This window comes from Bradyrhizobium huanghuaihaiense (assembly GCF_007830635.1).
GTDB classification, from domain to species: Bacteria; Pseudomonadota; Alphaproteobacteria; order Rhizobiales; family Xanthobacteraceae; genus Bradyrhizobium; species Bradyrhizobium huanghuaihaiense.
Map to the genome: position 1 here is coordinate 19,962 of NZ_VLLA01000031.1, position 26,663 is coordinate 46,624.

The following is a 26,663-nucleotide window of genomic DNA, read 5'->3' on the forward strand; positions in this document are numbered from 1 at the left end:
GTGGAGGCCGCTTGACCCTCTCAATTTCCGTTCAATTCAGGTCCGCACTGAAGGTCCGGACTGAAACGACAGCGAGGTGCCCCCCCTCCGTCGTGGATTCACATATAGTTTATAAAAACAATGGCCTCAATTCATTGATTTGATGAAGCGCAAGTTCGGAAAAGGCTGTTGCCTGCAAGCAACAGGAGACGCGGGGCGCGGTACAAGCAACTGAAATAAAAGAAAAAGCCCTCAGGGGGCATCCCGAGGGCTTTCTTGGAGGTCTCACATCGCCGTCCGTTGACAGTGGTCAAGAGCAGCAAATTCTGAGTGAAAGAGACGTAACTCAATTAATTGTTTTCTGCAAGTATTAAGTGCCGGCACGATTCCCAAATGAAGTGTTCCACGCAACGATAGGCGAGACGGCTTGCCAATATCCCGGTACAAGATCGATCAAGACAAAAAGAAAAATGATCGAGGCCAACGGGGGGAAGCCACATGATCGAGAAGAAGCTTGACCGGGCGATCACGGACTTCATCTGGAATATCGTTGAAATCCACTCGCAGCTGGAGGACATCCACAGCAGCTGGGCCGGACTGCTGGGCATCACCGAGCCGCAATGGCTGATCCTGATGGCCATCACCGAGCTGGACGAGGGACGAGGCGTCGCCGGAATCGACATTGCGAACAAGCTGCGGATCCACCCCGCCTTCGTAACCAACCAGACCAAGAGTCTCGAGAAGGGCGGCTTCCTGTTGCGACGGCCGGCGGCCGACGACGCCCGCTTCGTTCTGATGTCGCTGACGGAAAAGGCGACAACGGACATCGAAAAACTGTCCAAGCGGAAGCTCGCCCTGAATTCGACCATGTTCAACGAGCTCGACGAGAAGACCCTCGCCGATCTGAATGCCGCGCTCGCGACCATCGCCAAGAATGCCCGGCTCGCTGCACGGCTGCTGGCCATCGACGTGTCGTGATCCGCGGCTCTTCCCGACGCAGCCAAGGCGCGACGGCATGGGAAGGAATCCTCGGCGCGCATCAGGCCGTTGTCCCCATATGACTGTGCCGCGTTCGCCGCGAGAAGACCGCGGTTCAGTCATGCCGCTCACGCGCTAGAGATAGGTGACGGGGTCGAGGCGACGAGCCGCTCCAAGTTTGGCGTCGAGCCACTCGAAAATGAAGTCATCCACCGTGACGAAGTTCTCGACCTCGCCCAGAGGATACGGGATGCGGTTCGGCACGACGACCGAGCAGTCCGCTCCGGCCTGACGATAGCCGGCTTGCAGCTCGAGCGCCTCCTGCTCGCGCATCATCGAGCGGCTGCCGACCACCATGAGAAGCGGGCAGGCCATCCGGCGCGACGACGGCAGCGGACGCATCGGGACTTCGCCCGCGGCAACCTGCTCAACGCCTGTCATCCAATGAACCGATGCACGCTGCGTGACCAGCCGCAAAAGGCCGCCGTCGCACACGGCGGCGGCTATCCTGCGATCCGAGAGGACGAGGCGGGAGGCATGACTGGCGCCCGCCCCTTCGCCGTAGATCGCGATCCGCTGCGCGTCGACATCCGGGCGAGCCTCCAGATAGTCCAGCCAGCATTGGAGGATATGCTCCTGTTTGAGCGGGCGACGAACAGGCGAATTGCCGGGATCGATGAGCAGAAGCGACATGTTCCGGCGCAGCGCGGCGGGCAACAGCCTGCTCACCATCGAGGCCAGGGTGATGTCCTCGTCGGCGACGCAGATGACCGCGGGCGCGGAAGGCCCGTGACGGAGCGCCGGCAGGAAGTAACCGGTCAACGCGCCCTGATCGAAGCCGTCAATCTCGACGCGCTCGATCGCGTGAACCGCATCGTCCGCGAAGCTTCTCAGGCTGAGACTGACCTTGTCCGCGAAGTCGGCGCTCGCCAGATCTCCCGGAGACGACAGGCTTCGCGCGACTTCGAACGCCATGAGCGCGCACATCCATGCTTCGCGCGCGATCCGGCCGGCACCATCTGCGCGCGCGGATTCGGCGGAGCTCCGATAGTCTTCCGCGAGCCTCAACCAGTCTGAAACCCACAGATGCCTGTGCGCCTCACGCGCGAGCTCCGCGACAGACAGACTTTCGAAGAATTCGGACGCGCGCTTTCGCAAGCGTACCAGGCCTCCGCCGGCGCCATCGCTGGCGCCGTGAGGCCAATAATGACCTTCCATTTCTTTCCCCGAACGGCGCCGTCAGCGATTGGCCAGACTTGCCGGCTGCGCCGTCAGCGCAACGCCGTGCACGCCTGCTCGATGCGATCCCAGGCGTACCTGGTCGCGTGCATCACGCTTGCGTCTGCTGATGCTGTCGGCCTCGTCGATGTGTTTCGCTGCCATTCCGCGCAGGGGCAGAGCACCCCCCGCGCGGGATCGAGCCTTAGGTGAAGCGAAATCCCATCCGATGTTCAGTTCGTCTTCGCTTCGCGCGGGCACTGGGCCACACGGTGTGCCGCCCCCATCAGTCGGTCTCAACACAAGTTGCACGCCGACTCCAACTCAATCGTCACGTCTCAGCTCCGTTGCTGATCTACAGTTATGGCCCCGCGCCACTTTGCCATTTTTGCAGCCTTCCGTTTGCAGTTTTTTGTTGCGGCTAACGACTAAAATTTGGATGTCGTTTGATGACAGAAGAGGCATGACCCGTATCGGCGTTTCATGAACTTCTTATGGGTACATGCGGCGCGCCGCCAATCACGGCAGCGACGACGGATGCGGCCGATTGCCGCTTCGTCGCTGACGATCGTCTTCGCCCGGAATTCTGACTGTCGACGTGCCGGAAATCGACGAGTCGGCTCCCTGAGCGCGCTCATTCGCATACAAACATTCCGAACGTCCGGGAATAAACTTGTTTCAAGCAACGAGCGAATCTGCAGCCGTCGCCGGGCCGATTCGTCCGCGCTTCGGTGGCCACGGCGGGACCGGGGCTTGCCCGCCCTGCCGTCCGGCGCCTTGTATGCATTATCCCAGTTGCCATTGCCGGCCACTTCGCTTTACATGCCCGGCAAACGCCCCTCGGACGATGGCCGGGCGCAAAAATCACATGACATCTCCAAGGGACGAAACATGGCGCGTAACATTCTGATTCTCGGGGCTTCCTACGGCTCCCTGCTGGGCACGAAGCTGCTGATGGCAGGGTACAATGTGACCCTGGTCTGCCGCGCCAAGACTGCAGAGCTCATCAATCGCGACGGTACCGAGGTGCGCATCAAGTTGCGCGACGAGGCCGTGCACCGGGCAATCTTCTCGCGCAACCTGCCCGGCAAGCTCGATGCCGTGACGCCGGCCAACGTCGATCTCTCCCGTTACGATCTGGTTGGCCTGGCGATGCAGGAGCCGCAATACACCAACCACACGGTGCGCGTCCTCATGGTCAAGATCGCCGCGGCGAAGCTGCCGTGCCTGTCGATCATGAACATGCCGCCACTGCCCTACCTGAAGCGGATTCCGGCGCTTGCCGACATGGACCTCGAGGAGGCCTACACCAACGCGCAGGTGTGGGAGCGGTTCGAGCCGGGGCTGGTGACGCTGTGCTCGCCCGACCCGCAGGCCTTCCGCCCGCCGGAGGAAGCCGCGAACGTGCTTCATGTCGGCCTGCCCACCAATTTCAAGGCATCGGTCTTCGCGGACGAGAAGCACAACAAGCTGTTGCGCGAGCTCGAAGCCGACATCGACGCGGTGACGCTCGACGGCCATGACGTGCCGGTGAAGCTGAAGGTGTTCGATTCCCTGTTCGTGCCGCTGGCGAAATGGTCGATGCTGCTCACCGGCAATTACCGCTGCATCACCCCGAACGAGCCGCAATCGATCCGCGACGCCGTGCATGGCGACCTCGCACGCTCGCAGACGATCTACGACCATGTCGATGCCCTCGCCCGCCGCCTCGGCGCCGATCCGCAGGACCAGGTGCCGTTCGCGAAATACGCCAAGGCCGCCGAAAGCCTGCTCAAGCCGTCATCGGCCGCGCGCGCGGTCGCGAGCGGCGCGCCCTTCATCGAGCGCGTCGACCTCCTGGTGAAGCTGATCTCGCATCAGCTCGGCGTGCCCAATGCCGAGATCGACCGCACGGTGGAGACCGTCGACCTGAAGCTGAACGAGAAGATCGTGCAGGGCGGATCCGGCGCACAGTAGCGGACCGGCGTCCGCACTTGCCGACGTCGCCGGCATTCACGCGCTCAGGAAGGATTGAAGCCAGATCAGGCCGGTCACGGCGACGAGCGTGACCGCGCCGGTGCGCGTGATCAGGTCGGGCCGCCCGCGACGACGGGCACCATGGCCGAGCGTTGCACCCAGCGTCACCCACGCAGCGCCGGCCGTGACGATCAGAGACGCGATCATACCGAGCCGGGGCAGCAGCTCGATCAGCCCGGCTTGAAGCGGCAGCAGCAGGAAGGCGAACACCATCGCCTTCGGATTCAAGAGCGTCGTAAGCAGCACCTGGCGGAACGTCACCACCGCGCCACGGCGCAGCTCGCGCGCGTTGACGCGCCAGAGCATGACGGCAAGGCCAAGGATGTAGACGGTCACCGCCACGCGGAGCACGACAGCCGCGAGCGGGATGCCGCTCACGACGGGCCCAAGCGCCAGCCGGAGCAGCACTATCGCCGCGAGATAGCCGCACAGCTCCGCCGCGAGCAGATGGAGCGAGCGCGAGATGCCGATCCCTGCCCCCGATGTCGCGAGCAAGGTGTTGGTCGGTCCCGGCATGGCGAGAAGAAAACAGGTCGCCGTGAAGAAGGTCAGGAAGTTCATGTCCTCGGCTAGCAGGCAACCCGCGGACCGGCCTTGATCTGGGTCATGCGATGATGGGGTGTCCCTGTCGTGCCACGACAGACTGTTCCCAGTGTGATGCAGCAGCAACGCGGCGCGATGTCCCGGTCCGCCGCTCCTCATCACGCAAATGTGTCGCCTCGCGCGGCGCGAGCGTACGCACCGCGATATCACGACTGCGTGACGACAATGCGTGTCGCGCCTTCACCGCTTGCGCTGCGCGGCGCCGAAATGGCAGCGTTTGAAGGCGAATTGAGCCGGGCCGCCAGCGTTTCGCGTTTGCAACCGACATCGCAGGCGATCGTGACCGCCTGCCTGATCCCGCATTTGCGCAAGTGCAGCATGCGTGCGTGTCGGGCCCGGCTTGTTTGTTTGGCAAAAAGGAGAAAGATAGCTTTTGGAGTAAGCCATTACTTTCACAACCGGCAACCCGCCGCCTCTCCCGACACCGTCCTGCGATGCCGGCGGCCGGGATCGCACGACAACAACAAGAACAGACGATGGACCAGGCGATGCTGAGCGTCGTCCGCGCGGTGGAAGCGGGCGCGACGACGATGAAGGGCCTGATCGACGCCACCGGGCTCTCCCGTCTCAAGATCGAACGTGCGTTGACCGCGTTGGAGAAGCAGAAGTTGCTGGTCCGCGACGGCCAGGGCTTTCGTGCGACCGGCCTGCCGAAGACCGCAACGCCCGCGCGGCAATGCGGATCGTGCAACGCCTGCTGTGACATCCTCGAAGTGGCCGGTGTCGACAAGCCGGTGAACCAGCTGTGCCGGCATTGGCAGGCCGGCACCGGATGCACGATCTACGAGCGCCGCCCGCAGATGTGTCGGTCCTTCGTCTGCGCCTGGCTGCAGGGCCATCTCGACGACGACTGGTTCCCGGCTAAGTCGGGCATCGTGGTGCATTTCAGCCAGGACGCCGTCAACGTCACCGTCGATGACGATTGTCCCGACCGCTGGCGCGAGGAGCCGTATTTCAGCAAGCTCGCCGAATGGTCGCTGAACGGGATCAGGCGGATCGGAAATCGCGGTTATGCGACCCTCGTCGTCTCCGGCGCCGAGCGGTTCCTGCTGCTCGGACGCACCGTCGTTCCCGAGCCGACATTGTTCGGAACGGCGTTCCTGCCGCTCACGGCCGACACATTCCGGTTCTGGCGGGCGCGGTCGCCTGAACATTTGCAACGGCTGCACGCGCGCATCGCCGAGATCGAGCGGATCAGGCAGGAATTCGGCTCGTGCGCGATTCCAGAGAACGAGGACGACGACCCGCAGGCGCCCTACCGGCCCGCACTTCTGCGGCTCTCGAATCACGCCTGAACGCCGCCGTGGGCAACGCGGCCTGATTCGCGCTGCAGCGCTCGACGCGCAGCGGCGGGATTGATAAGCCCCTGTCCGCGGATGATGGGGACTTGAGTCGGGGACATGACGGTTGCGATCGAGATGGGGCAGACCACGGCAGGCGCCGCGGCGGCCATGGACCTCGAGGAACTGCTGGCGACCCGCCTCCTGGTGCAGGGCAATTCGGGCTCCGGCAAGTCGCATCTGCTGCGGCGGCTGCTGGAGCAGAGCGCGCCCTGGGTGCAGCAGGCCATCATCGATCCCGAAGGCGATTTCGTCACGCTGGCCGAACGCTTCGGCCATCTCGTGATCGACGCCGAGGACCACACCGAGCGCGGCCTCCAGGTTGCGGGCGAGCGCGCGCGGCTGCATCGCGTCTCCACCGTGCTCAATCTCGAAGGGCTGGATGCCGAGAACCAGATGCGGCGCGCCGCGGCCTTTCTCGGCGGGATGTTCGACGTCGACCGCGATCATTGGTACCCGATGCTGGTGGTGGTGGACGAGGCGCAGCTGTTCGCGCCGGCCGTCGCGGGCGAAGTCTCGGACGAGGCGCGAAAGCTCTCGCTCGGTGCCATGACCAATTTGATGTGCCGCGGCCGCAAACGCGGCCTTGCCGGCATCATTGCGACCCAGCGCCTCGCCAAGCTCGCCAAGAACGTCGCGGCGGAAGCCTCGAACTTCCTGATGGGCCGGACCTTCCTCGACATCGACATGGCGCGCGCCGCCGATCTGCTCGGCATGGAGCGGCGACAGGCGGAGGCCTTTCGCGATCTCGAACGCGGCCAGTTCATGGCGCTGGGACCTGCGCTGTCGCGCCGTCCGCTGCGCCTGAACATCGGCGCGACCGACACCCAGCCGCGCAATTCCACGCCGCGGCTGATGCCGCTGCCGGAGGCGACGACGGAAGATATGCGCGCCGTGATCCTGGCCGCACCGCCGCCCGATGCCAGCCGGCCGCAGCGCCGTCCGGCGCCGGATCTGCTCGAGCAGCTCCGCGCTGCGAAGGCGGCTGCCGTGCCGGAAGCACGCGCGGAGCCCATCGAGGTGCCCGTCAGCGCCGAAGAACTCGCCGAGCGGCGCGAGCGCGTCGATCGCACGCTGCGGGCCGTGCTCGCCGAGCCCGACGCCGGCTTCCGCGCCATCGGCGTGCTCTATCAGGAATTCGTGGTCCGTTGCCGCATCGAGGGCTTAGGGGCGGCCGTGCCCGATCTCAACGAATTCCGCCGCATGCTGACGCATGCGCGCGCCGGCGTCGGTACCGATCTCACTGAAGACGACGCCTGGCAGGACGTGTCGCTGCGCGCCTCGATCCTGCCCGACGACATGCAGGGCGTGTTCATGATGATCGCGCGCGCGGCGAAGGAAGGCTGGCCCTGCCCCGGCGATGCCGCGATCGCGCGGGCCTATGGCTCGCACTCGCTGCGCCGCGCGCAGCGCCTGCTCGGCTACATGGAGGAGCAGGGTCTCATCGTCGTCCAGCTCGACGGCGGCGGACGCAGGATCGTGACGCTGGTGGAATTGGCCTGGGCGACCGCGCCCGGCGATCCCAATGGCGACGATCTGCCGGCGGAGCCGGCGCAGAGCGCAGCTTCCGCTTGAAACGTTAGGCGGCCTCGGAGCCGCCGAGATAGGCGTCGCGCACCCGCGGATCGTCCTTCAGCGCCCGCGCCGGGCCCGACAGCACGATCTTGCCGGTCTGCAGCACATAGGCTTCATGCGCGATCTCAAGCGCGAGGCTGGCGTTCTGCTCAACCATGAACACCGACACGCCCTCCTGGTTGATGGTGCGGATCAGCTCCAGCACGCGATCGACATAGAGCGGCGACAGGCCCATGGTCGGCTCGTCCATCACGATCATCCTGGGCCGGCTCATCAGCGCGCGCGCCATCGCCACCATCTGTTGCTCGCCGCCGGACAAGGAGCCTGCGCGCTGCGACAGCCGCTGGCCGAGTTTTGGGAACAGCGTCAGCATCCTGTCGAGATCCTGCGCCACCGCATCGCGGTCGTTGCGCACGAAGGCGCCCATCAGGATGTTCTCACGGACGCTCATGTCGGCGAACAGCCGCCGCGCCTCCGGCACCGAGGCGATGCCGCGGCGGACGATCTGCGGCGTGGAAAGGCCGATCAGCGAGGCGCCGTCAAACGTCACCTCGCCTGAGCGCGGCTTCACGAGCCCCAAAATGATCTTCATCGTCGTCGACTTGCCGCTGGCATTGCCGCCGAGCAGGCAGACGATGTGGCCACGGGCGACCGTGATCGAGAGGTCGAAATGCACCTGGGCCTGGCCGTAGAAGGTGTTGACGCCAGATAGCGCCAGCAGCGGTTCGGGGACGTTCGCCGTCATGCCGCGCTCTCCTGCTCCGCCGTCCCTGATAGCCCGTGGCCGAGATAGGCCTCGATCACCTTTGGATCGGTTCGTACCTCTTCGCCCGGCCCTTCCGCGATCTTCTTGCCCTCGTCCATGACGATGACACGGTCGGACAGGCGCATCACCATCTCCAGCTTGTGCTCGATCAGGAGGATGGTCAGTCCCTCCGCCTTCAGCTCGGCGACGAGGGCCTGCATCTCCGCAGTCTCGGTCGGGTTCATGCCGGCGGTCGGCTCGTCGAGCAGCAAGAGGCGCGGCTTCAGCGCGAGCGCACGCGCGATCTCGACGCGGCGGCGGTTGGCGTAGGACAGGCTGTAGGCAGGCTGGTCGATGCGCGGCAGCAGCCGTTCGCCGAAGCGGGCGAGGATGGCCTTCACCTCCTCGCGCAGTCGCTCCTCTTCGGCCTTGACGCTGGCGGGGCGCAGCAGCGCCAGGCCCAGTTCGAGCAGCGGGCCGATCACCGGCACCGCCGGCTTCACCGCGCGCAGCCGCGTGTGGGCACCGATCAGGACATTGTCCATGACGCTGAGATTGCCGAAGACGCGGCCGAGCTGGAAGGTGCGCGCGATGCCTTGGGCCGCGAGCCGTTCCGGCGACAGGCCGGTGATGTCCTGGCCTTCGAAGCTCACAGAACCTGCATCCGGCCGGTCGAGCCCGGTCACGAGATTGAACAGCGTCGTCTTGCCGGCGCCGTTGGGGCCGATGATGCTGATGAGCTCGCCCCTGGCGAGGTCGAGATCGATGGCGTCGACGGCGGTGAGGCCGCCGAAACGGCGCGTCAAGCCGCGCAGGGACAGCATGGAATTGTGCTGCTCCGCCATCAGATCGTCCCCAACAGGCCCTGCGGCCTGAACCGCACAAGCAGCAAGAGCACGATGCCGTAGATCAGGATGCGGTACTCCGCCGCGATCCGGAAGACCTCGGGCAGGCCCACCAGCGCCACTGCCCCGACGATCGCACCGACCACATTGCCGAGGCCGCCGAGGATGACGACCGTCAGCGCCAGGATGGACTGCTGCGTGTTGAAGGTCTCGTGGTTGATGTAGGAGTAGAGATGCGCGGCGATGCCGCCGCTGACGCCGGCGGCGAAGCCGCCGAAGATGAAGGCCAGCGACTTGTAGCGGTTCAGGCTGAGGCCATAGGCGCGCGCGGCAATGTCGTCGTCGCGGATGGCACGGAAGCTACGGCCGAGATGCGAGCCGAGCAGGCGTCCTTGCAGCAGCGCCAGCACGACCATCACCGCAAAGCTGAACCAGTAGATCGAGGATGGGCTGATCAGGTCGTAGCCGAACAGCGACAGCGGCGGGATGCCGGAGATGCCGATCGGACCGCGCGTGACGCTCTCCCAGTTCAGGATCACCAGCGACACAATCTCGCCGATGGCGAGGGTGGCGATCGAAACATAATGCCCGCGCAGGCGGAAGGACGGCGAGATCAGCAGCGTGCCGAGCGCGGCGCTCATCAGGCCGCCGCCGATCACGGCAAGGCCGACAGGGACGGAGAGCGTCAGCGACAGCAGCGCCGACGTATAGGCGCCGATCGCGAGCAGCGCGGCATGTCCGAGCGAGACCTGGCCCATCGTGCCCGCAACCAGCGTCAGGCTGAGCGCGAGCATGCCGAGCAGCCAGGCGTTGATCAGGGTCTGGAGCACGTAGAAGGACACCGGGAAGAACGGCAGGACCGCAAAGATCGCGGCCGCGGCCAGCAACGCCCAGCGCGGGATGCGCACGGGGCGACTCGGCGCGATGAAGGTGCCGGTGAGCGGCTCGGGCGGGGCCTGCCGCGCGCTGGCGAACAGGCCGTTGGGCCGCAGCACAAGCACGACGACCAGCAGCAGGAACGCGAACAGGTTGCGGTAGCTGGTGCCGAACACAGCAACGCCGTAGCTTTCGACCAGTCCCAGCAAGAGACTGCCAATCACCGCGCCAGGCACGTTGCCGGCGCCGCCGACGACTTCGGCGACGACGCCCTTCAGCGTCGCCTGCAGGCTCATCGCGGTGTCGATCTGGTTGTAGTACATGCCGACCAGCATGCCGGAGACGCCGCCGAGCGCGGCGGCAATGCCGAACACCGCCTGATTGACGCGGTTGACGTCGACGCCCATCTGCATCGCGGCGTCGCGGTCCTGCGAAGCGGCACGCACCGCCCAGCCGAGCTTGCTATAGCGCAGGAATACGAACAGCAACAGCGCACTGGTGAGGCCGACGCCGGCGATCAAGAGATCGAGCGGACCGATGGTGCCGCCGCCGACCTGAAAGCGCACGTCCGGCAACTGGCTCGGCAGCGCGCGCGGATTGGGCGAGAAGGTCAGCATGACGAGCTGGTCGAGCACGAAGCTGATGCCGATCGTCGCCAGCAGCGGCGCGATGCGCACCGAGTTCTGCAGCGGCCGCAGGCCGAACCGCTCGATGATCAGGCCGACCACCGCCGCGGCCGCCGCGACCACGATGATGGTGAGCGGCAGCGGCGTGTGCAGCTGCACCACCGCGACCCAGCCGATATAGGCGCCGACCAGATAGATCGAGCCTTGCGCGAAGTTGATCAGCCGGCTGACGCCGAAGATCAGCGCGAGCCCGACCGCCACGAGGGCGTAGACATTGCCGACGATCAGCCCGTTGATCGTGTAGTCGAGCCAGGAAGACACGCTGAGGTCCCAATCAAGAAGAAATGGCCGGAGCCCGAAAGCGCGATGAGACCATCGCGCTTTAGTTTGTTTTTACGCATGATCTCTCCGGAAAACCGCTTCGCACTTTTCCGGATCATGCTTTGGTCCGGCCATCAGGTCAGGTCGGCTTGCCGTCCCAGAGCGCGAACTGGCCCTTGCGCACGACGAGCTCGGCGTTCATGGCGCCCTTGACGCGGCGGGTCGCGACGTCGAACGTCGCCGTGCCGAAGATGACGCTCGGGACGTCCTTGACCTTGGTGAAGGCGTCGCGGATCGCCTTGCGATCGGTGCCGCCGATCCTCACCACCGCAGCCGCCATGTTCATCGCGTCGTAGGCGTAGGCGTTGAAGGCGTCAGGCTCCAGCCCGTTGTACTTCTTCTTGAAGCCGGAAATGAACTTCTGCACTTCCGGCCGCGGGTCTTCCGGAAAGTAGCGCGTGCCGACGTGGACGTCCTCGACCGCCTCGCCGCCGAGCTCCAGAAACTTCGGCGAATAAACCGAGCTGGCCGCGCAGATCACCTGCTTCAGCCCGACCTGTCGCGCCTGGCGCGCGATCAGCGCGCCGTCGGAATAATAGGAGATCAGGATCAGTCCGTCCGGATTGGCGTCACGCACACGCACCAAGGTGGAGCGGAAGTCGCGCTCCTCAGCGATGTAGCCTTCGGTGACCGCAATCTCCGCGCCATACTCCTTGGCGGCGTTGACAAAGTAGTCGCGGCTGGTGCGGCCCCAATCGGTATTGAGGTGCAGCACAGCAAGCTTCTTCAGGCCGAGGCGCCTCACCGCGTAGGACGCCAGCAGCGGCTGTTCGTCGGCCTGGCTGACCGACGTGCTCCACATGAAGTCGCCGCCCTTGGTGAAATCAGGATGCGAATTGGTGAAGCCGAACTGCACGAGGCCGGCGCGCTGGTAGATCGGCGAAGCCGCCATCGACGCGGGGCTGGAAAAATCGCCGAGTTCCAGCACGATGGCGGGATTGGAAACGAACTTTTGGGCGATCGCCACCGACTGGCGCGGATCGCTCTGGCTGTCCTCGAACTGGTAGGCGAGCTTGCGGCCGTTGATGCCGCCGGCAGCCGTGATCTCGTCGAGCGCGAGGTCAAAGCCCTGCTTCCACTGCGTGCCATATTGCGCATTCGGTCCCGTCAGGGGGCCGCTGACGCCGAGCAGGATCGGCTCGGAGGATTGCGCGAGGGCGGCGCGCGAGAAGGTAGTACCCGCCATCATGGCGGCGAGCGAGCCCTTGACCAGCGTACGACGATCGATGTTGCTCATGCACGGCTCCATCCACTTTAGTTGTTACAGGCAGCAATTCTCGTGCCGGTGAGATTGCCTATTTCGAGGGCTCGCCGAGCGACAGCATCAGCCGGTTCGCCCAGTTGAAGAACGAGGCACCGTTGATGACGTCGACGATCTCGGCATCGTCGAGACCGGCGCGACGCAGCTCCGCGATATTGTCGGGACCGAATGCGATCGGCGTCTCGGCCAGTGCCACGGAGGCCTTGACCACGGCATTCCAGCGCTCGCCGAGATCGGCCCCGACGCCTTCATCGAGCAGGCGCTGCACGTCATCGCGGCGCTTGGAATAGGTGCTGGCGAAACGCGCATGCACGGAGGCGCAATAGATGCAGCCGTTGTAGCGCGAGGTCGCAGCGGCTGCGAGCTCGCGCTCGGCACGCGGCAGGCCGTCGGCAACGTTATAGAAGATGTCCTTGTCGGTCTTGGTACGGGCCTCCAGCACTTCGGGATCGCGCACCAAGAGACGAAAATATTCCGACTTGGCGCGGGCACGATCGACGAGGCCGGCGAAATGCCGCTCGGTCAGCTCGGCCTCGGGCAGCGGGTCGATCCACGACACCCAGCCGAGCTCGTCCTGGGTGAACACGACAGGCGGATTGATGGTGCTCATGATGCAACCTCCTACGCGCTTGCCGCTGCGAGCGTGCGCAAGCCGCTGACGACGCGGACCTGAAACGACAGGAACGCAACGAGCTGGGAGAACGTGACGATGCCGGTGGTCGACCAGCCGGCAGCCAGCAGCGCCTTCATGTCGGCGGATGCGGCATCGCGCGGGCGGAAGACCAGCAGATGCGCATGTTCAAGCGCCGCAACCAGCCGGTTGCCGAGCTGCGGTTTGCGCTCGGCACTCACGCGGTAGATCAAGCCAGCCTTGTTCTCGGCCGACAGCGGTCCGGCCGGAAAGGCGCCATAGGGACCCGTGGTTTTTCCGCGCTCAATCTCGATCTGGATCGGCTCGACCAGCGCCGCCCCATCCGCATTCGCTCCAAGCTTGTCGCGATAGAAGGCGGCGACGGGGGACTCGCCATGCAGCCCTGTCACGAAGGCCGCGACCGCGGCGCGTTCGGCAAGCGAGAAATCGCCGGGGTCGACCGGCTCGAACAGCGAGAGATAGCTCTTCTGCGCATTCTCGCGCGCCTGCAGGCGGCGCGCGCGGATGGCATCCAGGGTGGAGCCGGGCTCGATGCCGGCAAGCGTGTCGATGATATCCTTCGGTGCCATCATTCAGCCTCGTGCAGCGCGATCACATTCATCCCGGCTAGCCTGCCAGAGCAACGTCTTTGGCCGCCGTCCGGGTCCAGCCCAGCGCGGGCGCGACCTTGTCGGCGACCAGCTCGATCGAGCGCAGGACATAGGGGTGCGGCGCATCGACCGAATGCACCTGGAAGACGAGATCGGTCACCCGCTCCAGCGTGGCATCGGTGCGGAGCGAGGCGATCACCTCGTCGGCGGCGCCGACATGGGTGTCGAACGCCTCGATCATCTCCTCCAGCGTCTCGCCCGGCGGAAGGTGACCGCCCTTCATGAATTGCGGCAGCGCGCGGCGCAGTCCGATATCGGCAAGCCGCATCGCCTCGCGATGGTCGTCGGCAACGAAGACGCTGCGCGAGGCCATGATGCGCGGCTCGCAGCCCGGCGGCAGCGCTTCGAGATAGGCGTCGATGATCGGGTTCTGGATCTCGGCGAGCGTCGCGTTCGGCGCGTCCTTGGATCGCGGCTGGGTGCGCGACAGCAGGAGGCCATCGCCGGCCTTGCCCGCCCGCGCGCCGCCGGCGACGGAGAATGTCGCCTGCCAGATGCGCTTGTCCAGTTGCGGCCGCTGCGGATAGAGCGTGTCGCCGCCGTCGAGCTGCTTGCCGGTCAGTGCCTTGCGGACGATGTCCAGATTGCGTGCAAAGATCTCGTTGCGCTGGGCGCCGTCGAGGCCGAAGGCGGCAAAGGCCGACGGATTGCCGCCGGTGCCGACGCCGAGCTCGAAGCGGCCGTTGCAGAGCAGATCGAGCACCGCGGCGTCCTCCGCAACCCTCACTGCACTCTCCAGCGGCAGCGTCACGATGCCGGTGCCGAGGCGGATGCGCGAGGTTTGGGCTGCGACATAGCCGAGGAAGGTGAAGGGCGACGGCAGGCCGCCCTCGCGCTCGTGAAAGTGATGCTGCGCGATCCACGCGGAATCGAGCCCGGCCTTCTCGGCGCGCACGATCTGCTCGGCCGCAAAGCGGTAGCGGTCCGCCGCCGGCGCCTCGTCGAGCAGCCGCGTGAAGAAGCCCAGGCGTTTCAGGTTTGCAAAGCGTTTCATACGATCCCTGTCGGGCGAGGATGGGCCCCGATGATGTCGGTTGCCGCAGCTCCAGACAAGCGGGCATTGCGCAAGGCTGCCCGCCGGATCATCCCTCCTGCGCTGGACTCTGGCTGGGCAGACTGCCTACCAGCTCGGCAGCACCGCGCCCTTGAACTTGGTCAGGACGAACTCCTTCACCTCGGGCGTGTGATAGCTGTCCACGAGGATCTTGACCCAGGGCTTGTCCTTGTCGGCGGTGCGCACGGCGATCAGGTTGACATAGGGCCCCTTCGGATCCTCGCGCAGGATCGGATCCTTGACCGGATCGAGGCCCGCCTGAGTTGCATAGTTGGTGTTGATCGCGGCTGCGTCGACGTCGTCGAGCGCGCGCGGGGCCTGCGCCGCATCGACCTCGATGAACTTCAGCTTCTTGGGATTCTCGGTGATGTCGAGCACGGTCGGCTTGAAGGCGGTGCCATCCTTCAGCTTGATCACGCCCTTGTCGCGCAGCAGCAGCAGCACGCGTCCACCATTGGTCGGATCGTTCGGGATCGACACCTTGCCGCCCTCGGGGATGTCGGCGAAGGCCTTGTGCTTCTTCGAATAGACACCGATCGGGAAGTTCACGGTGAGGCCGACGGCCTCGATCTTGTAGCCGCGGTCGGCCTTCTGGTTGTCGAGGTAAGGCTGGTTCTGGAACGAATTGGCCTGGATCTCGCCGGCATCGAGCGCGGCGTTCGGCACCACGTAATCGGAGAACTCGAGCAGCTGGATGTCGAGGCCCTGCTTCGCCGCGATCGGCTTGACCGCCTCGAGGATCTGCGCATGTGGTCCCGGCGTCACGCCGATCTTGATGGTCTCGGCCGCGGCTGCGGCGGACCATGCGGCGAGCACGGCCGAGAGGATCAGGGGAAGGCGAAACGACATCTTGGTCTCCATCACTCAACGACAATCATTGGAACCGTATTCGCTTCTCCGCGAGGCGAAATCAATGAAATGGAAATCCAAATTGGCGGCCTGCGTGGGCAGCCTTTCTCCATTCGGCACGAAACAGGAAACGATTTCGCGGCGACGACAACGTCTCGCGCTGTCAGCCGGCGGTGAGACGGACGAGCCGACGACATCGTCAGCCCGACGCTATTTCGCCGTTCCGCTTCTGCTGGAGGCGTCCGATCGTCGATCGCCGGCAAGGCCGAGCACCATGTCCGAGAAGCGCTCGCCCTGCACGAGAACGTGGTCGTGAAGCCGCGTCGCGGCAAGTTGCTCGTCGCCGGCGCGGATCGCTTCGAGAATCCCGGCATGCTCCTGGAGCGATTGCAGCAGACGATTGCGCGCCCGAAGCTGGATGCGGCGATAGGCGCTCAGGCGCTTGTGCAGGGCGAAGGCCTGATCGGCCAGGAAGCTGTTGCGGCTTGCGCGATAGATCGCTTCGTGAAAATTGCGGTTGTCCGCGTAGTACTGCTCGCTGTCGCCCTCGCGCGCGGCGATCTCGCAGGCACGGTGAGCCGTCTCCATCGCCGCGTCATTGTCCGGCGTCAGCCGACGCGCGGCCAGCCGCCCGCACGCGCTTTCGATCTCGGCCATGGTCTCGAACATCTCGAACAGCCGGGTCGGTGACGGGACGCTGACGATCGCGCCCCGGCGCGGGCGGACATCGATGAAGCCTTCGGCGCCGAGCTGAAGTAGCGCCTCCCGGATGGGGGTGCGCGACACCCCGAATCGCTCCGCGAGCGAGGCCTCGTCCAGGCGGTCGCCCGGCAGGAATTCCCCTGCAATCACAGCGTCTTCGATCGACTGCTTCAGTCTGAAGGCCTGGCTCATTGTATGCACCTTATAGGCCAATTCCATACCACAAGCTTGACAAAACATACAGCATGCAGTTCATATATGAATTGTATGCAAGATTAGAAATAAAAAATGCAATCTAGCGACGGGAGGTATGGAATGAGGATTTCGAGACGCCAAGCCCTGGCTTTGGGGATCGCGGCCCCGGCCCTGCTCCGGTTCGGAGAGGCGCGCGCGGCAACGGCTCTGAAGATCTCGCACCAGTTTCCAGGAGGCACCGCGACCGAGGGCGATTTCCGCGACCGGCTCTGCCGGCGCTTTGCGGCGCTGATCCAGGAGCGCAGCAAGGGCGCGATGACCGCCGAGATCTATCCGGGCTCGTCGCTGATGAAGACCAACGCGCAGGTCTCGGCGATGCGCAAAGGCGCGCTCGACATGAGCCTCATCCCGATCTCCTACGCCGGCGGCGATCTTCCCGAACTGAACATCGGCCTGATGCCGGGCCTCGTCACCGGCTACGACGAAGGCCTCGGCTGGAAGAACAAGCCGATCGGCCAGGAGTTCAGCAAATTCCTCGCCGCCAAGGGCCTCGTCATCGTCACCTGGATCTGGCAGGCCGGCGGCGTCGCCAGCCGTGCGCGTCCGCTGGTCGAGGTCGGCGACGCCAAGGGCATGAAGATCCGCGGCGGCTCGCGCGAGATGGATCTCGTGCTGCAGGCCGCCGGCGCCTCGGTGCTGTCGCTTCCCTCCAACGAACTCTATGCGGCGATGCAGACCGGGGCGTGCGATGCCGCCCTCACCTCGTCCACCAGCCTGACCTCGTTCCGCCTCGAAGAGCTCGCCAAGCATCTGACGACCGGTCGAGCCAAGAGCTACTGGTTCATGCTCGAGCCGCTCGTGATGTCGAAGGCTGTGTTCGACCGGCTTTCCAGCGAGGAGCGCGACATCATCGTCTCGGTCGGCGCCGAACTCGAAGCGTTCGGCCGCGCTGCGGCGGTGGAGGACGACGTCCGCGTAGCCAAGGTCTACCAGGCCGCCGGCGCGACCGTGCACGATCTCGACGACAAGACGGTTCGGGCGTGGCGGGAGCTTGCGCGCGACACGGCCTGGAAGGACTACGCCAACAAGAACGAGAACTGCGCCCGCCTGATCAAGCTTGCCATGGAGGCCGGCTCATGAGCGCGCACGGCATCGATCTCGGCCATTCAGCCACAGTGACGGCGGCGCGCCCCGGTTCTCCGGTGGGACGGATCGCCCGCGCGATGACCGTGCTCAACAGGGCGATCGTCGTGCTCTGCTCGATCGCGCTCATCGTCGCGAGCACGATCCTGAGCTACAGCGTGGCCGCGCGCTACTTCTTCAACGCGGCAACCTATTGGCAGGACGAGGCCGCGGTGTTCCTGCTGGTCGGCGCCACGTTCCTGTCAACCGCGTTCGTGCAGGCCGGGCGCGGCCATATCGGCATCGAGGCCCTCACCGGCTACCTGTCGAAACGCGGCAATGCGATCCGCATGCTCGTGGTCGACACCGCGAGCCTGCTGTTCTGCTGCTTCTTCGCCTGGAAATCCTGGACGCTGTTCCACGAGGCCTGGGTCGACGGCCAGGTGTCCGGATCGACCTGGGCCCCGCCGCTGTGGATTCCCTACAGCATGATGTCGCTCGGCATGACGCTGATGACGCTGCAGATCGCGCTTCAACTCGCCGCGAGCGTCGACGCATGGAGGAGCAAATGAGCACGCTTGCCGTCGGACTGATGTATGGGGGTGCGACCCTCGCCGTCATGGCCTCGGGCATGCCGATCGCGCTGGCGCTCGGCGCGGTTGCCGTCGTCTTCATGTATTACTTCATGCCCGCCGCATCGCTCGATACGGTGACGCAGAACGTCTACGAGGAGATGGCCTCGATCACGCTGCTGGCGATCCCGCTATTCATCCTGAAGGGCGCCGCGATCGGCAAGTCGAAGGCGGGACAGGATCTCTATAGCGCGCTGCATGTCTGGATGGGCCGCATTCCCGGCGGCCTCGGCATCGCCAACGTCTTCGCCTGCGCGCTGTTCGCCGCGATGGCCGGATCGTCTCCGGCGACCTGCTCGGCGATCGGCTCGGCCGGCATTCCCGAGATGCGCAAGCGCGGCTATTCCGGCGGCTTCGCCGCGGGCGTGATCGCAGCCGGCGGCACGCTGGGCATCCTGCTGCCGCCCTCGATCACCATGATCCTGTACGCGGTCGCGGCGGAGCAATCGCTCGGACGTCTGTTCCTCGCCGGCATCGGACCAGGCTTGCTCCTGGTGCTGCTGTTTGCAACCTACGCGGTGCTGAGGTTCAAGGCCGAATACAAAGCGGCGCAGCGCGCCTATGCGGCCGATCCGGCGCAGCATCCGATCCTGTCGAACGAGCGCTTCACCATGGCGATGCGGTTCGGCGCGCTGCCGCGCGTGCTGCCCTTCGTCGTGCTGCTCAGCGGTGTCATGATCGCGCTCTATGGCGGCTATGCCACGCCGTCGGAGACCGCCGGGCTCGGCGGCATCCTGGCGCTGGTCCTGATCGCCTCGATCTACGGCGTGTGGCGCCCCAGGGATCTCGGTCCGATCCTGGAATCGACGCTGAAGGAATCGACCATGCTGATGCTGATCATCGGCATGTCGCTGCTCTACTCCTATGTGATGAGCTATCTCCACATCAGCCAGGCGGCGGCGCAGGCGATCGTCGCGATGCAGCTGTCGCGATGGGTGCTGCTGGGCGCGATCCTGGTGCTGGTGGTCGTGCTCGGCTTCTTCCTGCCGCCGGTCTCGATTATCCTGATGACCGCCCCGATCATCCTGCCGCCGCTCAAGGACGCCGGCTTCGACCTGATCTGGTTCGGCGTGGTGATGACGATCGTGATGGAGATGGGCCTCATCCATCCGCCCGTCGGCCTCAACATCTTCGTCATCAGGAACATCGCACCCGACATCCCGTTACGGGACGTGATCTGGGGCACGCTGCCCTTCGTCCTGCTGATGGCGTTCGCGGTCGTCCTGCTGTGCCTGGTGCCGTCGATCTCCACCCTTCTGCCCAACCTCGTGATGGGTCCGCCATCGCGATAACCCGAGGAGGCACGAACCATGCTGAACGACATCCGATCCGGACGCATCGCCGCGCCCGAATTCCTGCAAGGGCTGATCGACACGCTGACACAACGCGGCCGCGCGGTCCTGGGCATGAAGGCGGAACGGGAGGGGAGCGAGGATCGCGACCTCGAGCTGCTCGGCGAGGCACTGCTGTCGCGGCGCGGCGAGGCCTCCGGCGTTGCGATCGCGCAATCGCTGCTTGCGGCCTTCGAGCGGGCGGCCGAGCCGCAGCGGCTCAAATTCCTCTCCTCCCTCGCCGACCGGTTCGGGCCGGACCGTCGCGCGATCGAGCTTGCGATCGCCGCCTACCAGCGCAAGGAGGGCGGCGACGGCAGCAAGCTCGAAGCACTCCATGCCGCCGCGGAGCCGCGCCGGCAGGAGCTGATCCGGCGCCTCAACCTCGCGCCCGGCGGAACGTCGTCGCTGGTGCGGATGCGGGAGGTGCTGCTGTCGCTGCTGCGCGAACATCCCGAGCTCCAGGCCGTCGACGACGATTTCGTCCATTTGTTCTCGTCCTGGTTCAACCGGGGCTTTCTCGTGCTGCGGCCGATCGACTGGACCACCTCGGCCAACATCCTGGAGAAGATCATCAGGTATGAGGCCGTCCACGCGATCCAGGACTGGGACGATTTGCGCAACCGGCTCGAGCCGCCGGACCGCCGCTGCTACGCGTTCTTTCATCCGCAGCTGGTCGACGAGCCGCTGATCTTCGTTGAGGTCGCGCTCACCAGGGAGATCCCCGGCGCAATCGGACCGCTGCTGGACAAATCGCGCCAGGCGATTGCCGCGCACGAGGCGACGACCGCCGTGTTCTACTCGATCTCGAACACGCAAAAGGGCCTTGCCGGCGTCTCTTTCGGCAATTTCCTGATCAAGCAGGTGGTGCAGGATCTCGCCCGCGAGCTGCCGAACCTGAAGACCTTCGTCACCCTGTCGCCGGTGCCCGGCTTTGCCGGCTGGGCGAGGCGCGAGCTCAAGACCGAGGCCTCCGCGGCGATCGACGAGGATACAAGGCGGGCGATGGCCGCACTCGATGAGGGCGGCGACATCGCGCAGGCGAAAGAGCCGATCACGGCGCTTGCCGCCTATTACTTCCTCAAGGCAAAGCTGCCGTCGGGCAAGCCGGTCGACCCGGTCGCCCGCTTCCATCTCGGCAACGGCGCGCGCCTGGAACGGCTGAATTTCCTGGGCGACAGCTCCGCCAAGGGCGTGAAGCAGTCGTACGGGCTGATGGTGAACTATCTCTACGCGCTCGAGCACATCGAGGCGAACCATGAAGCGTTTGCCGAACACGGCACCGTCGTGGCGTCCGACAAGGTGAAGAAGGCGCTTCGCGCGAAATTGTCATCGCGCGACCTCGTACCCAGTCCTCACACCAACTCGCAACGGAAGATCTCGTCATGACCTCGAACCTGTATGATCGCCTGCTCGCCGGCGCGGAGTCCGACCAGTCCATCTGCATCGAGAAGGACGACGGCACGACCTTGAGCTATGCCGACCTTGCTGCGCTGAGCGGCAGGTGCGCGAATTTCCTCGCCAAGATCGGCATCGGCCCGAACCACCGCGTCGCAGCCAAGGTCGAGAAATCCGTCGAGGCCGTCGCGCTCTATCTTGCGACGCTGCGCGCCGGCGCCGTTTATCTGCCGCTCAACACCGCCTATACGCCGACTGAGACCGAGTATTTCATCCGCGACGCGCAGCCGACCTTGATCGTGTGCGATCCCAGGGAGGAAGCCGATTTGCGCGCCATCGCCGCCAAGGTAGGCGGCCGGGTCGAGACGCTCGATCACCGCGGCAAGGGCTCGCTCGCCGATGCCGCGGCAGACTTCCCGGCGGGATTCGGCACCGTCGCCAGGACGCATGACGATCTCGCAGCCATCCTCTACACGTCGGGCACGACCGGCCGCTCGAAGGGAGCCATGCTGACACACGGCAATCTTTCTTCGAACGCCCTGACGCTCGTCCAGGAGTGGCGCTATGTGAGCAAGGACGTGCTGATCCATGCCCTGCCGATCTATCACGTTCACGGGCTCTTCGTGGCCTGCAACGTCTCCTTCGCCGCACGCGCGCGCATCCTGTTCATGCAGAAGTTCGACGCCGAACGCATTCTGGCAACGATGGCGCGCAGCACCGTTCTGATGGGCGTGCCGACTTTCTATGTCCGCCTGCTCGAGAGCGCGAACCTGAGCAAGCAAGCCACCGCCAACATGAGGCTGTTCGTCGCCGGCTCGGCGCCGCTGCTGGCCGAGACCCACCGGGCCTGGAAGGAGCGGACCGGACACGCGATTCTGGAACGCTACGGCATGACCGAGACCGGCATGATCGCCTCAAATCCCTACGAGGGCGCGCGCATTGCCGGCTCGGTCGGCCGGCCGCTTCCCGCCGTCGAGGTTCGCGTCACCGATCCCGAGACCGGCGCAATCCTCCCCGTTGGCGACGTCGGCATGATCGAGGTGAAGGGGCCGAATGTGTTCGCCGGCTACTGGAACATGCCGGACAAGACCGCGGCCGAATTCCGCAGCGACGGCTTCTTCATCACCGGCGACCTCGGCAAGCTCGACGCGCAGGGCTATCTCCACATCGTCGGCCGCGGCAAGGATCTCATCATCACCGGCGGCTTCAATGTCTATCCGAAGGAGATCGAGACCGAGATCGACGCCATTGACGGGGTGTCCGAAAGCGCCGTCGTCGGCGTGCCGCACGCCGACTTCGGCGAAGGCGTCACCGCCGCCGTGGTCCGCTCGCCCAATTCGTCGGTGGACGAACGCGTCATTCTCGATGCGCTGTCGGGGCGCCTTGCGAAATTCAAGCAGCCCAAGCGCGTCATCTTCGTGGACACCTTGCCGCGCAACACCATGGGCAAGGTGCAGAAGAATCTGCTGCGCGAGCGCTTCGCCACGATTTACACGACCAAGGCCGGCTAGACCGAGCAGCGCCGGAAAGAGCAGGCTGCCTGCTGCAAGTGTGGCCATTTCCGGGCTGCGGCAACGAATCTGTCGCCGGAGCAACACTACGAAACTTGATGCGTTTGCACGGGACGGGTTAGCGTTGTCTCGCGGCCTTAGAACTTCCCCAAGTTCCTCTAGATCGCACTGGACCGCCGCCTGAACGTTTCAGCCGGCGGTCCAGTCCAGCCGCATCTGCTAGATGATGCCGCTCTGCCGAAGTGCTGCGATTGCAGCCGTGTCATAGCCGAGCTCGGCGAGGACGCGGTCAGTATGCTCACCGAGCGTGGGTGGACGCGCCGCAATCTCTCCCGGCGTCTCCGACAGCCGCACGGCGGCACGCATCACCGGCGCGGGTTTCGGCAAGCCGGGATAGTCGACGTCCTGCATGAAACCGGCGGCGCGGATGTGCGGATGATCCAGCGCCTGTTGCGGGCTCAGCACGGGCCCGGTCGGGATCATCGCCTTACCCAAGGTGTCGACGGCCTCCTGCGTGGTGCGCTCGGCGCACCAGCGCGCCATCCGTTCGCTGATGACGGCGCCGTTGTTGCCGCGGCTGATGTCGTCGGCAAAGCGCGGATCGTTCAGCCATTTGTCTTCCTCGCCCATCAGCTTGGCCCAGCGCTTGAACAGCGGATGTCCCGTGACCTGGCACAGCACCCAGCCGTCTTTGGTGCGGTAGATGTCGGCGGGCGCTGCGGTCTGACCGAGATTTCCGGTCGGCACGCGGTTGACGTTGATGACGGCCTGCTCGATCAGCGTGGCATTGGTGAAGGACAGCGCGGTTGCCAGCAGGGCACCCTCGACGATCTGCCCGCGGCCGGATTTGCCGCGCTCGATCAGCGCGGCGAGCGTCCCGAACGCGCAATGCAGCGCGGTACCGAAATCGACCCAGTTCACCGCGGCCCGGTAGGGCGGATCGCCGGCGCCGGTCATGTAGACCGAGCCCGACATGACCTGGCCGACACCGTCGAAGCCGACGCGATCGGACCATGGCCCGGGCCCGCCGAATGCCGTTGCCGTGGTCAGGATGATGTCCGGCTTGATCGCTCGAAGCGAGTCGTAATCGAGCTTCATCGCGCGCAGGGTCTGCGGCGGCAGATTGGCAACGACCACGTCGGCGGTCGCGATCAGGCGGCGCATCACCTCCTGCCCCTCCACCGTCATCGGATCGAGCGTGATGCACTTCTTGTTGCGGTTGATCTGGAGGAACAGCGCCCCTTCGCCGCCCTCGCCGACCGGCGCGACGAAGCGGTCCTCGCTGCCGTCGCGCTTCTCCACGCGAATGACCTCGGCGCCGAATTCGGCGAGCAGGGTCGCGCAAATACGGCCCCGCGATATAGCGCCCGAAATCGAGGACGCGCACGCCTTCCAGAACTCCTCCCATCGGTCCTTTCCTTGATGTCTTTTGCCCAGATTACAGGGACTGGTTGCCGCGGCAAGGTGGCGAAAGGCGTGACTCCCGCCCTCAAGATGTGATCGCCGAACCGTTTCGGCTGGCGGAAATTGTGCTCTAGTATGGCTTTTCCGTCCTCCCACCCAGAGCGCACAGCCATGCCGCAACAATTCGATCGATCCGCAGAAGATCTCGGCAACGCGATTCATTTCGAGCACGTCAACATCCAGGTCCCGGACCAGCGCCTGGCGACATTATTCTACGTCACGGGACTGGGGCTCACCCGCGATCCCTATCTGATGGTGTCCGACACCAACATGTGGATCAATGCCGGACGGAGCCAGTTCCACCTGCCGAGCGGCAGGCCGCAGGTGCTGCGCGGCCATACCGGCCTCGTCATCGAAGGACGCGAGGCGCTGCTGGCGCGGCTGGCGTCGGTCGCGAAGAAGCTCGAAGGCACGGCCTTCGCCTTCACCGAACGCAACGACCATGTCGAGGCCGTCTGCCCGTGGGGCAACCGCATGCGCGTTTATGAGCCGGACGCGGCGCGCTTCGGCCGCATCACGCTCGGCATCCCCTACGTCGAGTTCGACGTGCCGATCGGAACGGCGCCGGCGATCTGCGCCTTCTATCCGGAGGTCATGGGAATGCCCGCTGGTTTGCGCAATGGCGACGGCACCGTTGCGGCGGTGAATACGGGCCGCGACCAGCATCTGTTGTTTCGCGAGACCGACCGGCCGCAGGGCGACTATGACGGGCACCATGTGCAGATGTACATCACCGACTTCTCCGGCCCGTACCGCAAGCTGCTCGCGCGCAATTTGATCTCGCGCGAGGACAATCAATATCAGTACCGGTTCTGCGACATCGTCGATCTCGACAGCGGCAGGCCGCTGTTCACGGTCGAGCACGAGGTGCGGAGCGCCACCCACCCGATGTTCATGCGGCCGATGGTCAATCGCAATCCGGTGGTCAACAACCGCAATTATGCGTACGGCCACGATCAGACGTCGTGGGCGATGGGGCCGGATCAGTACGACTGAAAGCGCGCTCAGGCTTCGCGATAATCGAGCAAGATCAACCCGACCAGAATGAAGGCGACCGGCCAGATCCAGGCCGCCGCCCGGCTGACCCGGCCGTCGAGCCGCAATTCGAGCCAGCGCGCCCAGCCGGCGGCGACACCGCAGAGCGCGAGCGGGGTGTGGCTCATCTCGATGAGCAGCTGGTCCTTGATGTTGGCGATCGCATGGGAATGCGTGAGCAGCAGCGCGCCGCCGAGTGCCGTGGTCAGGGGAAACACCAGGGCTGCCGGCCCGGCCTTGCTGCCGCGTAAACGCACGCGCCATTCGAACAGGCCGAACACGGCGATCAGCAGGACGAAGATGCGATGCTGCGCCACTTCGGGATCGCGCAGCGACTCGAAGAAGCCGGCAGGACCAAGTGGCCAGGCCTGCTCGTCGGCGCGGAAGAACAGGAAGGCCGCCATCACAAGGAAGAGCAGCGGCCAGTGCCTCGCCCAGCGGCCCCAGCGAAAATGCTCGAGCAGCGCCAACAGCCCGATCAGCACCACGAAGACGCCGGCCCAGTGATGGTTGTACTCGGACCAGGCGATGTCCTCGGCATTGCGCGGCAGGATCGTGCCTTCGCCGGGAACGTAGGCCGCCTGTGCGTTGGCGCGCCCGGCGTCCGCAAGCGTGATCCTGGCCTGCAGCTGCGCGACGGTGAGCTTGTCGTAATCCGGGCTGATCAGGCGCGGCGGCCATTGCGGCGTCGCGCGCTCGACGATCTCCTGCCAAGCGAGGCGATCGTGCGGGAGATCGACGCCCGGTGGCAATGAGGTCAGGGAGGCCGCAGCAAGCAGCACGGTGAGGCCGATGCCGATCTCGACCTCGGCGAAACGCTTGAGGCGAAGGATCGGCGTCGTGGGGTCGCGGCGCAGCCGCTCGACCAGGAAGTAATTGCCCGCACCAAGCATCAGCAGCATCAAGAGCAGGCCGAGCTTGGCCAGAGTCATGACGCCATAGGCGGTGCCGTAGATCGCGGCGACCGAGCCGATATAGTTCGCCGCCATGACCAGGCCGCCACAGACGATCGCTGCGACCGCGGCCATCGACATCAACGAATAGCGGCGCGCGATGAGGCGCCAGTCGCCGGCGTCCTTGCAGCCGCTCAGCGCGATCAGGAAATAGGGCAGACCGCCGATCCAGACCGCCGCGCCCGCCATGTGACCTGCGTCGGACAGCAGCAGGGGCCAGCGCACGTCCGGCCGGCTGGCTGCATGCGTAAGCCGGGTCTGCATCGCTAGCGCCAGCACCGACATGGCAAGAAGCGCGGCCGACCGCAGCCGGTGCGCGGGACCGTTGGCCAGGATTGCGATGCCCAATGCACAGGCCGCGATGACGATATCCGCGCGGCCGAAATCGGCACTGACCGCCTCGCTCCAGGGCACCCGGAGCGTCCCGACCAGCGCGGCCGCATTGAGCGCCAGCGAGGCGACGGTGAGGAGCGCCCATGCGAAGGCGCTGAACCGCAGGAACGCGCGGCATCGCTCCTCGATCGTGAGGCCATAGACGGAGAGCTTCGGCTGCAGCGGCCCCCACAGCAACAACTGAAAGGCAAGCCCGCCAAGCGCGAACGACTGGGCGATCAGGATCAGGCCCCGCAGGACCACCGACAGATAGCCGAAAATGTCGAGGAGCAGGTACAC

At 65.3% G+C, this 26,663-nt stretch carries 23 protein-coding genes and 1 pseudogene; 10 read left to right on the top strand and 14 right to left on the bottom strand.

Going from position 1 to position 26,663, the window contains the following annotated elements; all coding sequences use genetic code 11:
- The first annotated feature begins 477 nt into the window (after positions 1-477).
- Positions 478-957 carry a MarR family winged helix-turn-helix transcriptional regulator gene (locus IQ16_RS38025; RefSeq protein WP_018641274.1) on the top strand — a complete coding sequence of 160 codons (480 nt, stop codon included), beginning with the start codon at positions 478-480 and terminating at the stop codon, positions 955-957.
- 135 nt (positions 958-1,092) lie between these two features.
- On the opposite strand, the gene IQ16_RS38030 is transcribed toward IQ16_RS38025, so the two are convergent.
- Positions 1,093-2,175, bottom strand: a complete 1,083-nt coding sequence (locus tag IQ16_RS38030; RefSeq protein WP_018641275.1) for an alpha/beta hydrolase family protein — start codon at positions 2,173-2,175, stop codon at positions 1,093-1,095.
- Between the two features lie 891 nt (positions 2,176-3,066).
- Between IQ16_RS38030 and IQ16_RS38040 the strand changes: the two genes are divergently transcribed.
- Positions 3,067-4,131, top strand: a complete 1,065-nt coding sequence (locus IQ16_RS38040; RefSeq protein WP_018641278.1) for a ketopantoate reductase family protein — start codon at positions 3,067-3,069, stop codon at positions 4,129-4,131.
- Positions 4,132-4,167: 36 nt separating this feature from the next.
- Here IQ16_RS38040 and IQ16_RS38045 read toward each other — a convergent pair whose 3' ends face one another.
- A complete protein-coding gene (locus IQ16_RS38045) occupies positions 4,168-4,752 on the bottom strand; it encodes a LysE family translocator (RefSeq protein ID WP_026311735.1) in 585 nt (194 codons plus the stop codon).
- Positions 4,753-4,940: 188 nt separating this feature from the next.
- Positions 4,941-5,114 (bottom strand): hypothetical protein, encoded by a 174-nt coding sequence (locus IQ16_RS45355; RefSeq protein WP_018641282.1) that lies wholly within the window; start codon positions 5,112-5,114, stop codon positions 4,941-4,943.
- A gap of 156 nt (positions 5,115-5,270) precedes the next feature.
- Between IQ16_RS45355 and IQ16_RS38050 the strand changes: the two genes are divergently transcribed.
- Together IQ16_RS38050 and IQ16_RS38055 are read left to right on the top strand one after the other, a co-directional pair.
- Complete coding sequence (locus IQ16_RS38050; protein ID WP_018641283.1) at positions 5,271-6,089, top strand: CxxCxxCC domain-containing protein; 819 nt, start codon at positions 5,271-5,273, stop codon at positions 6,087-6,089.
- A gap of 105 nt (positions 6,090-6,194) precedes the next feature.
- A complete protein-coding gene (locus IQ16_RS38055; protein WP_018641285.1) occupies positions 6,195-7,709 on the top strand; it encodes a helicase HerA domain-containing protein in 1,515 nt (504 codons plus the stop codon).
- Positions 7,710-7,713: 4 nt separating this feature from the next.
- On the opposite strand, the gene IQ16_RS38060 is transcribed toward IQ16_RS38055, so the two are convergent.
- The 9 genes from IQ16_RS38060 to IQ16_RS38100 all read right to left on the bottom strand — a co-directional run bounded on the left by IQ16_RS38060 (position 7,714) and on the right by IQ16_RS38100 (position 16,542).
- The gene (locus IQ16_RS38060; protein WP_018641287.1) at positions 7,714-8,454 is read right to left on the bottom strand and encodes an ABC transporter ATP-binding protein; all 741 of its coding nucleotides are present in this window, start codon (positions 8,452-8,454) and stop codon (positions 7,714-7,716) included.
- Positions 8,451-9,299 carry an ABC transporter ATP-binding protein gene (locus IQ16_RS38065; protein ID WP_018641289.1) on the bottom strand — a complete coding sequence of 283 codons (849 nt, stop codon included), beginning with the start codon at positions 9,297-9,299 and terminating at the stop codon, positions 8,451-8,453. The genes IQ16_RS38060 and IQ16_RS38065 overlap by 4 nt, the downstream gene beginning before the upstream one ends.
- Positions 9,299-11,122 (bottom strand): ABC transporter permease, encoded by a 1,824-nt coding sequence (locus IQ16_RS38070; RefSeq protein WP_018641291.1) that lies wholly within the window; start codon positions 11,120-11,122, stop codon positions 9,299-9,301. The genes IQ16_RS38065 and IQ16_RS38070 overlap by 1 nt, the downstream gene beginning before the upstream one ends.
- A 139-nt stretch (positions 11,123-11,261) precedes the next feature.
- Entirely contained in the window at positions 11,262-12,419 is a 1,158-nt protein-coding gene (locus IQ16_RS38075) for an ABC transporter substrate-binding protein (protein ID WP_018641292.1), read from the bottom strand.
- Positions 12,420-12,477: 58 nt separating this feature from the next.
- Entirely contained in the window at positions 12,478-13,053 is a 576-nt protein-coding gene (locus IQ16_RS38080; RefSeq protein ID WP_018641293.1) for an alkylhydroperoxidase domain protein, read from the bottom strand.
- 11 nt (positions 13,054-13,064) lie between these two features.
- On the bottom strand, positions 13,065-13,667 hold the full coding sequence (locus tag IQ16_RS38085; protein WP_018641294.1) for a CMD domain protein: 603 nt from the start codon (positions 13,665-13,667) through the stop codon (positions 13,065-13,067).
- Between the two features lie 34 nt (positions 13,668-13,701).
- Positions 13,702-14,739 carry a putative FMN-dependent luciferase-like monooxygenase gene (locus IQ16_RS38090; RefSeq protein ID WP_018641295.1) on the bottom strand — a complete coding sequence of 346 codons (1,038 nt, stop codon included), beginning with the start codon at positions 14,737-14,739 and terminating at the stop codon, positions 13,702-13,704.
- Positions 14,740-14,865: 126 nt separating this feature from the next.
- A complete protein-coding gene (locus tag IQ16_RS38095; protein WP_018641296.1) occupies positions 14,866-15,660 on the bottom strand; it encodes a MetQ/NlpA family ABC transporter substrate-binding protein in 795 nt (264 codons plus the stop codon).
- A 198-nt stretch (positions 15,661-15,858) separates the two neighbouring features.
- Entirely contained in the window at positions 15,859-16,542 is a 684-nt protein-coding gene (locus tag IQ16_RS38100; RefSeq protein ID WP_035665836.1) for a GntR family transcriptional regulator, read from the bottom strand.
- A gap of 123 nt (positions 16,543-16,665) precedes the next feature.
- On the opposite strand from IQ16_RS38100, the gene dctP reads away from it, so the two are divergent.
- Genes dctP through IQ16_RS38125 form a run of 5 tightly spaced genes read left to right on the top strand, consistent with a single transcriptional unit; the run spans position 16,666 to position 22,539 of the window.
- Positions 16,666-17,685, top strand: a complete 1,020-nt coding sequence (dctP, locus tag IQ16_RS38105; protein WP_018641298.1) for a TRAP transporter substrate-binding protein DctP — start codon at positions 16,666-16,668, stop codon at positions 17,683-17,685.
- A complete protein-coding gene (locus IQ16_RS38110) occupies positions 17,682-18,239 on the top strand; it encodes a TRAP transporter small permease (RefSeq protein ID WP_018641299.1) in 558 nt (185 codons plus the stop codon). Before dctP ends, IQ16_RS38110 begins: the two co-directional genes overlap by 4 nt.
- Complete coding sequence (locus IQ16_RS38115) at positions 18,236-19,591, top strand: TRAP transporter large permease (RefSeq protein ID WP_026311738.1); 1,356 nt, start codon at positions 18,236-18,238, stop codon at positions 19,589-19,591. Before IQ16_RS38110 ends, IQ16_RS38115 begins: the two co-directional genes overlap by 4 nt.
- Before the next feature lie 18 nt (positions 19,592-19,609).
- Positions 19,610-21,019: a malonyl-CoA decarboxylase gene (locus tag IQ16_RS38120; RefSeq protein WP_018641301.1), complete on the top strand. Its 1,410-nt coding sequence runs from the start codon at positions 19,610-19,612 to the stop codon at positions 21,017-21,019.
- Complete coding sequence (locus tag IQ16_RS38125; protein WP_018641302.1) at positions 21,016-22,539, top strand: malonate--CoA ligase; 1,524 nt, start codon at positions 21,016-21,018, stop codon at positions 22,537-22,539. Before IQ16_RS38120 ends, IQ16_RS38125 begins: the two co-directional genes overlap by 4 nt.
- A gap of 219 nt (positions 22,540-22,758) precedes the next feature.
- On the opposite strand, the pseudogene IQ16_RS38130 reads toward IQ16_RS38125, so the two are convergent.
- Positions 22,759-23,947 (bottom strand): annotated as a pseudogene (locus tag IQ16_RS38130) (CaiB/BaiF CoA transferase family protein).
- A 167-nt stretch (positions 23,948-24,114) separates the two neighbouring features.
- Here IQ16_RS38130 and IQ16_RS38135 point away from each other — a divergent pair.
- Positions 24,115-24,999: a VOC family protein gene (locus IQ16_RS38135; protein ID WP_018641304.1), complete on the top strand. Its 885-nt coding sequence runs from the start codon at positions 24,115-24,117 to the stop codon at positions 24,997-24,999.
- A gap of 8 nt (positions 25,000-25,007) precedes the next feature.
- Here the strand turns inward: IQ16_RS38135 and IQ16_RS38140 are convergent, their stop codons facing one another.
- Positions 25,008-26,663, bottom strand: a complete 1,656-nt coding sequence (locus IQ16_RS38140) for a copper resistance D family protein (RefSeq protein ID WP_018641305.1) — start codon at positions 26,661-26,663, stop codon at positions 25,008-25,010.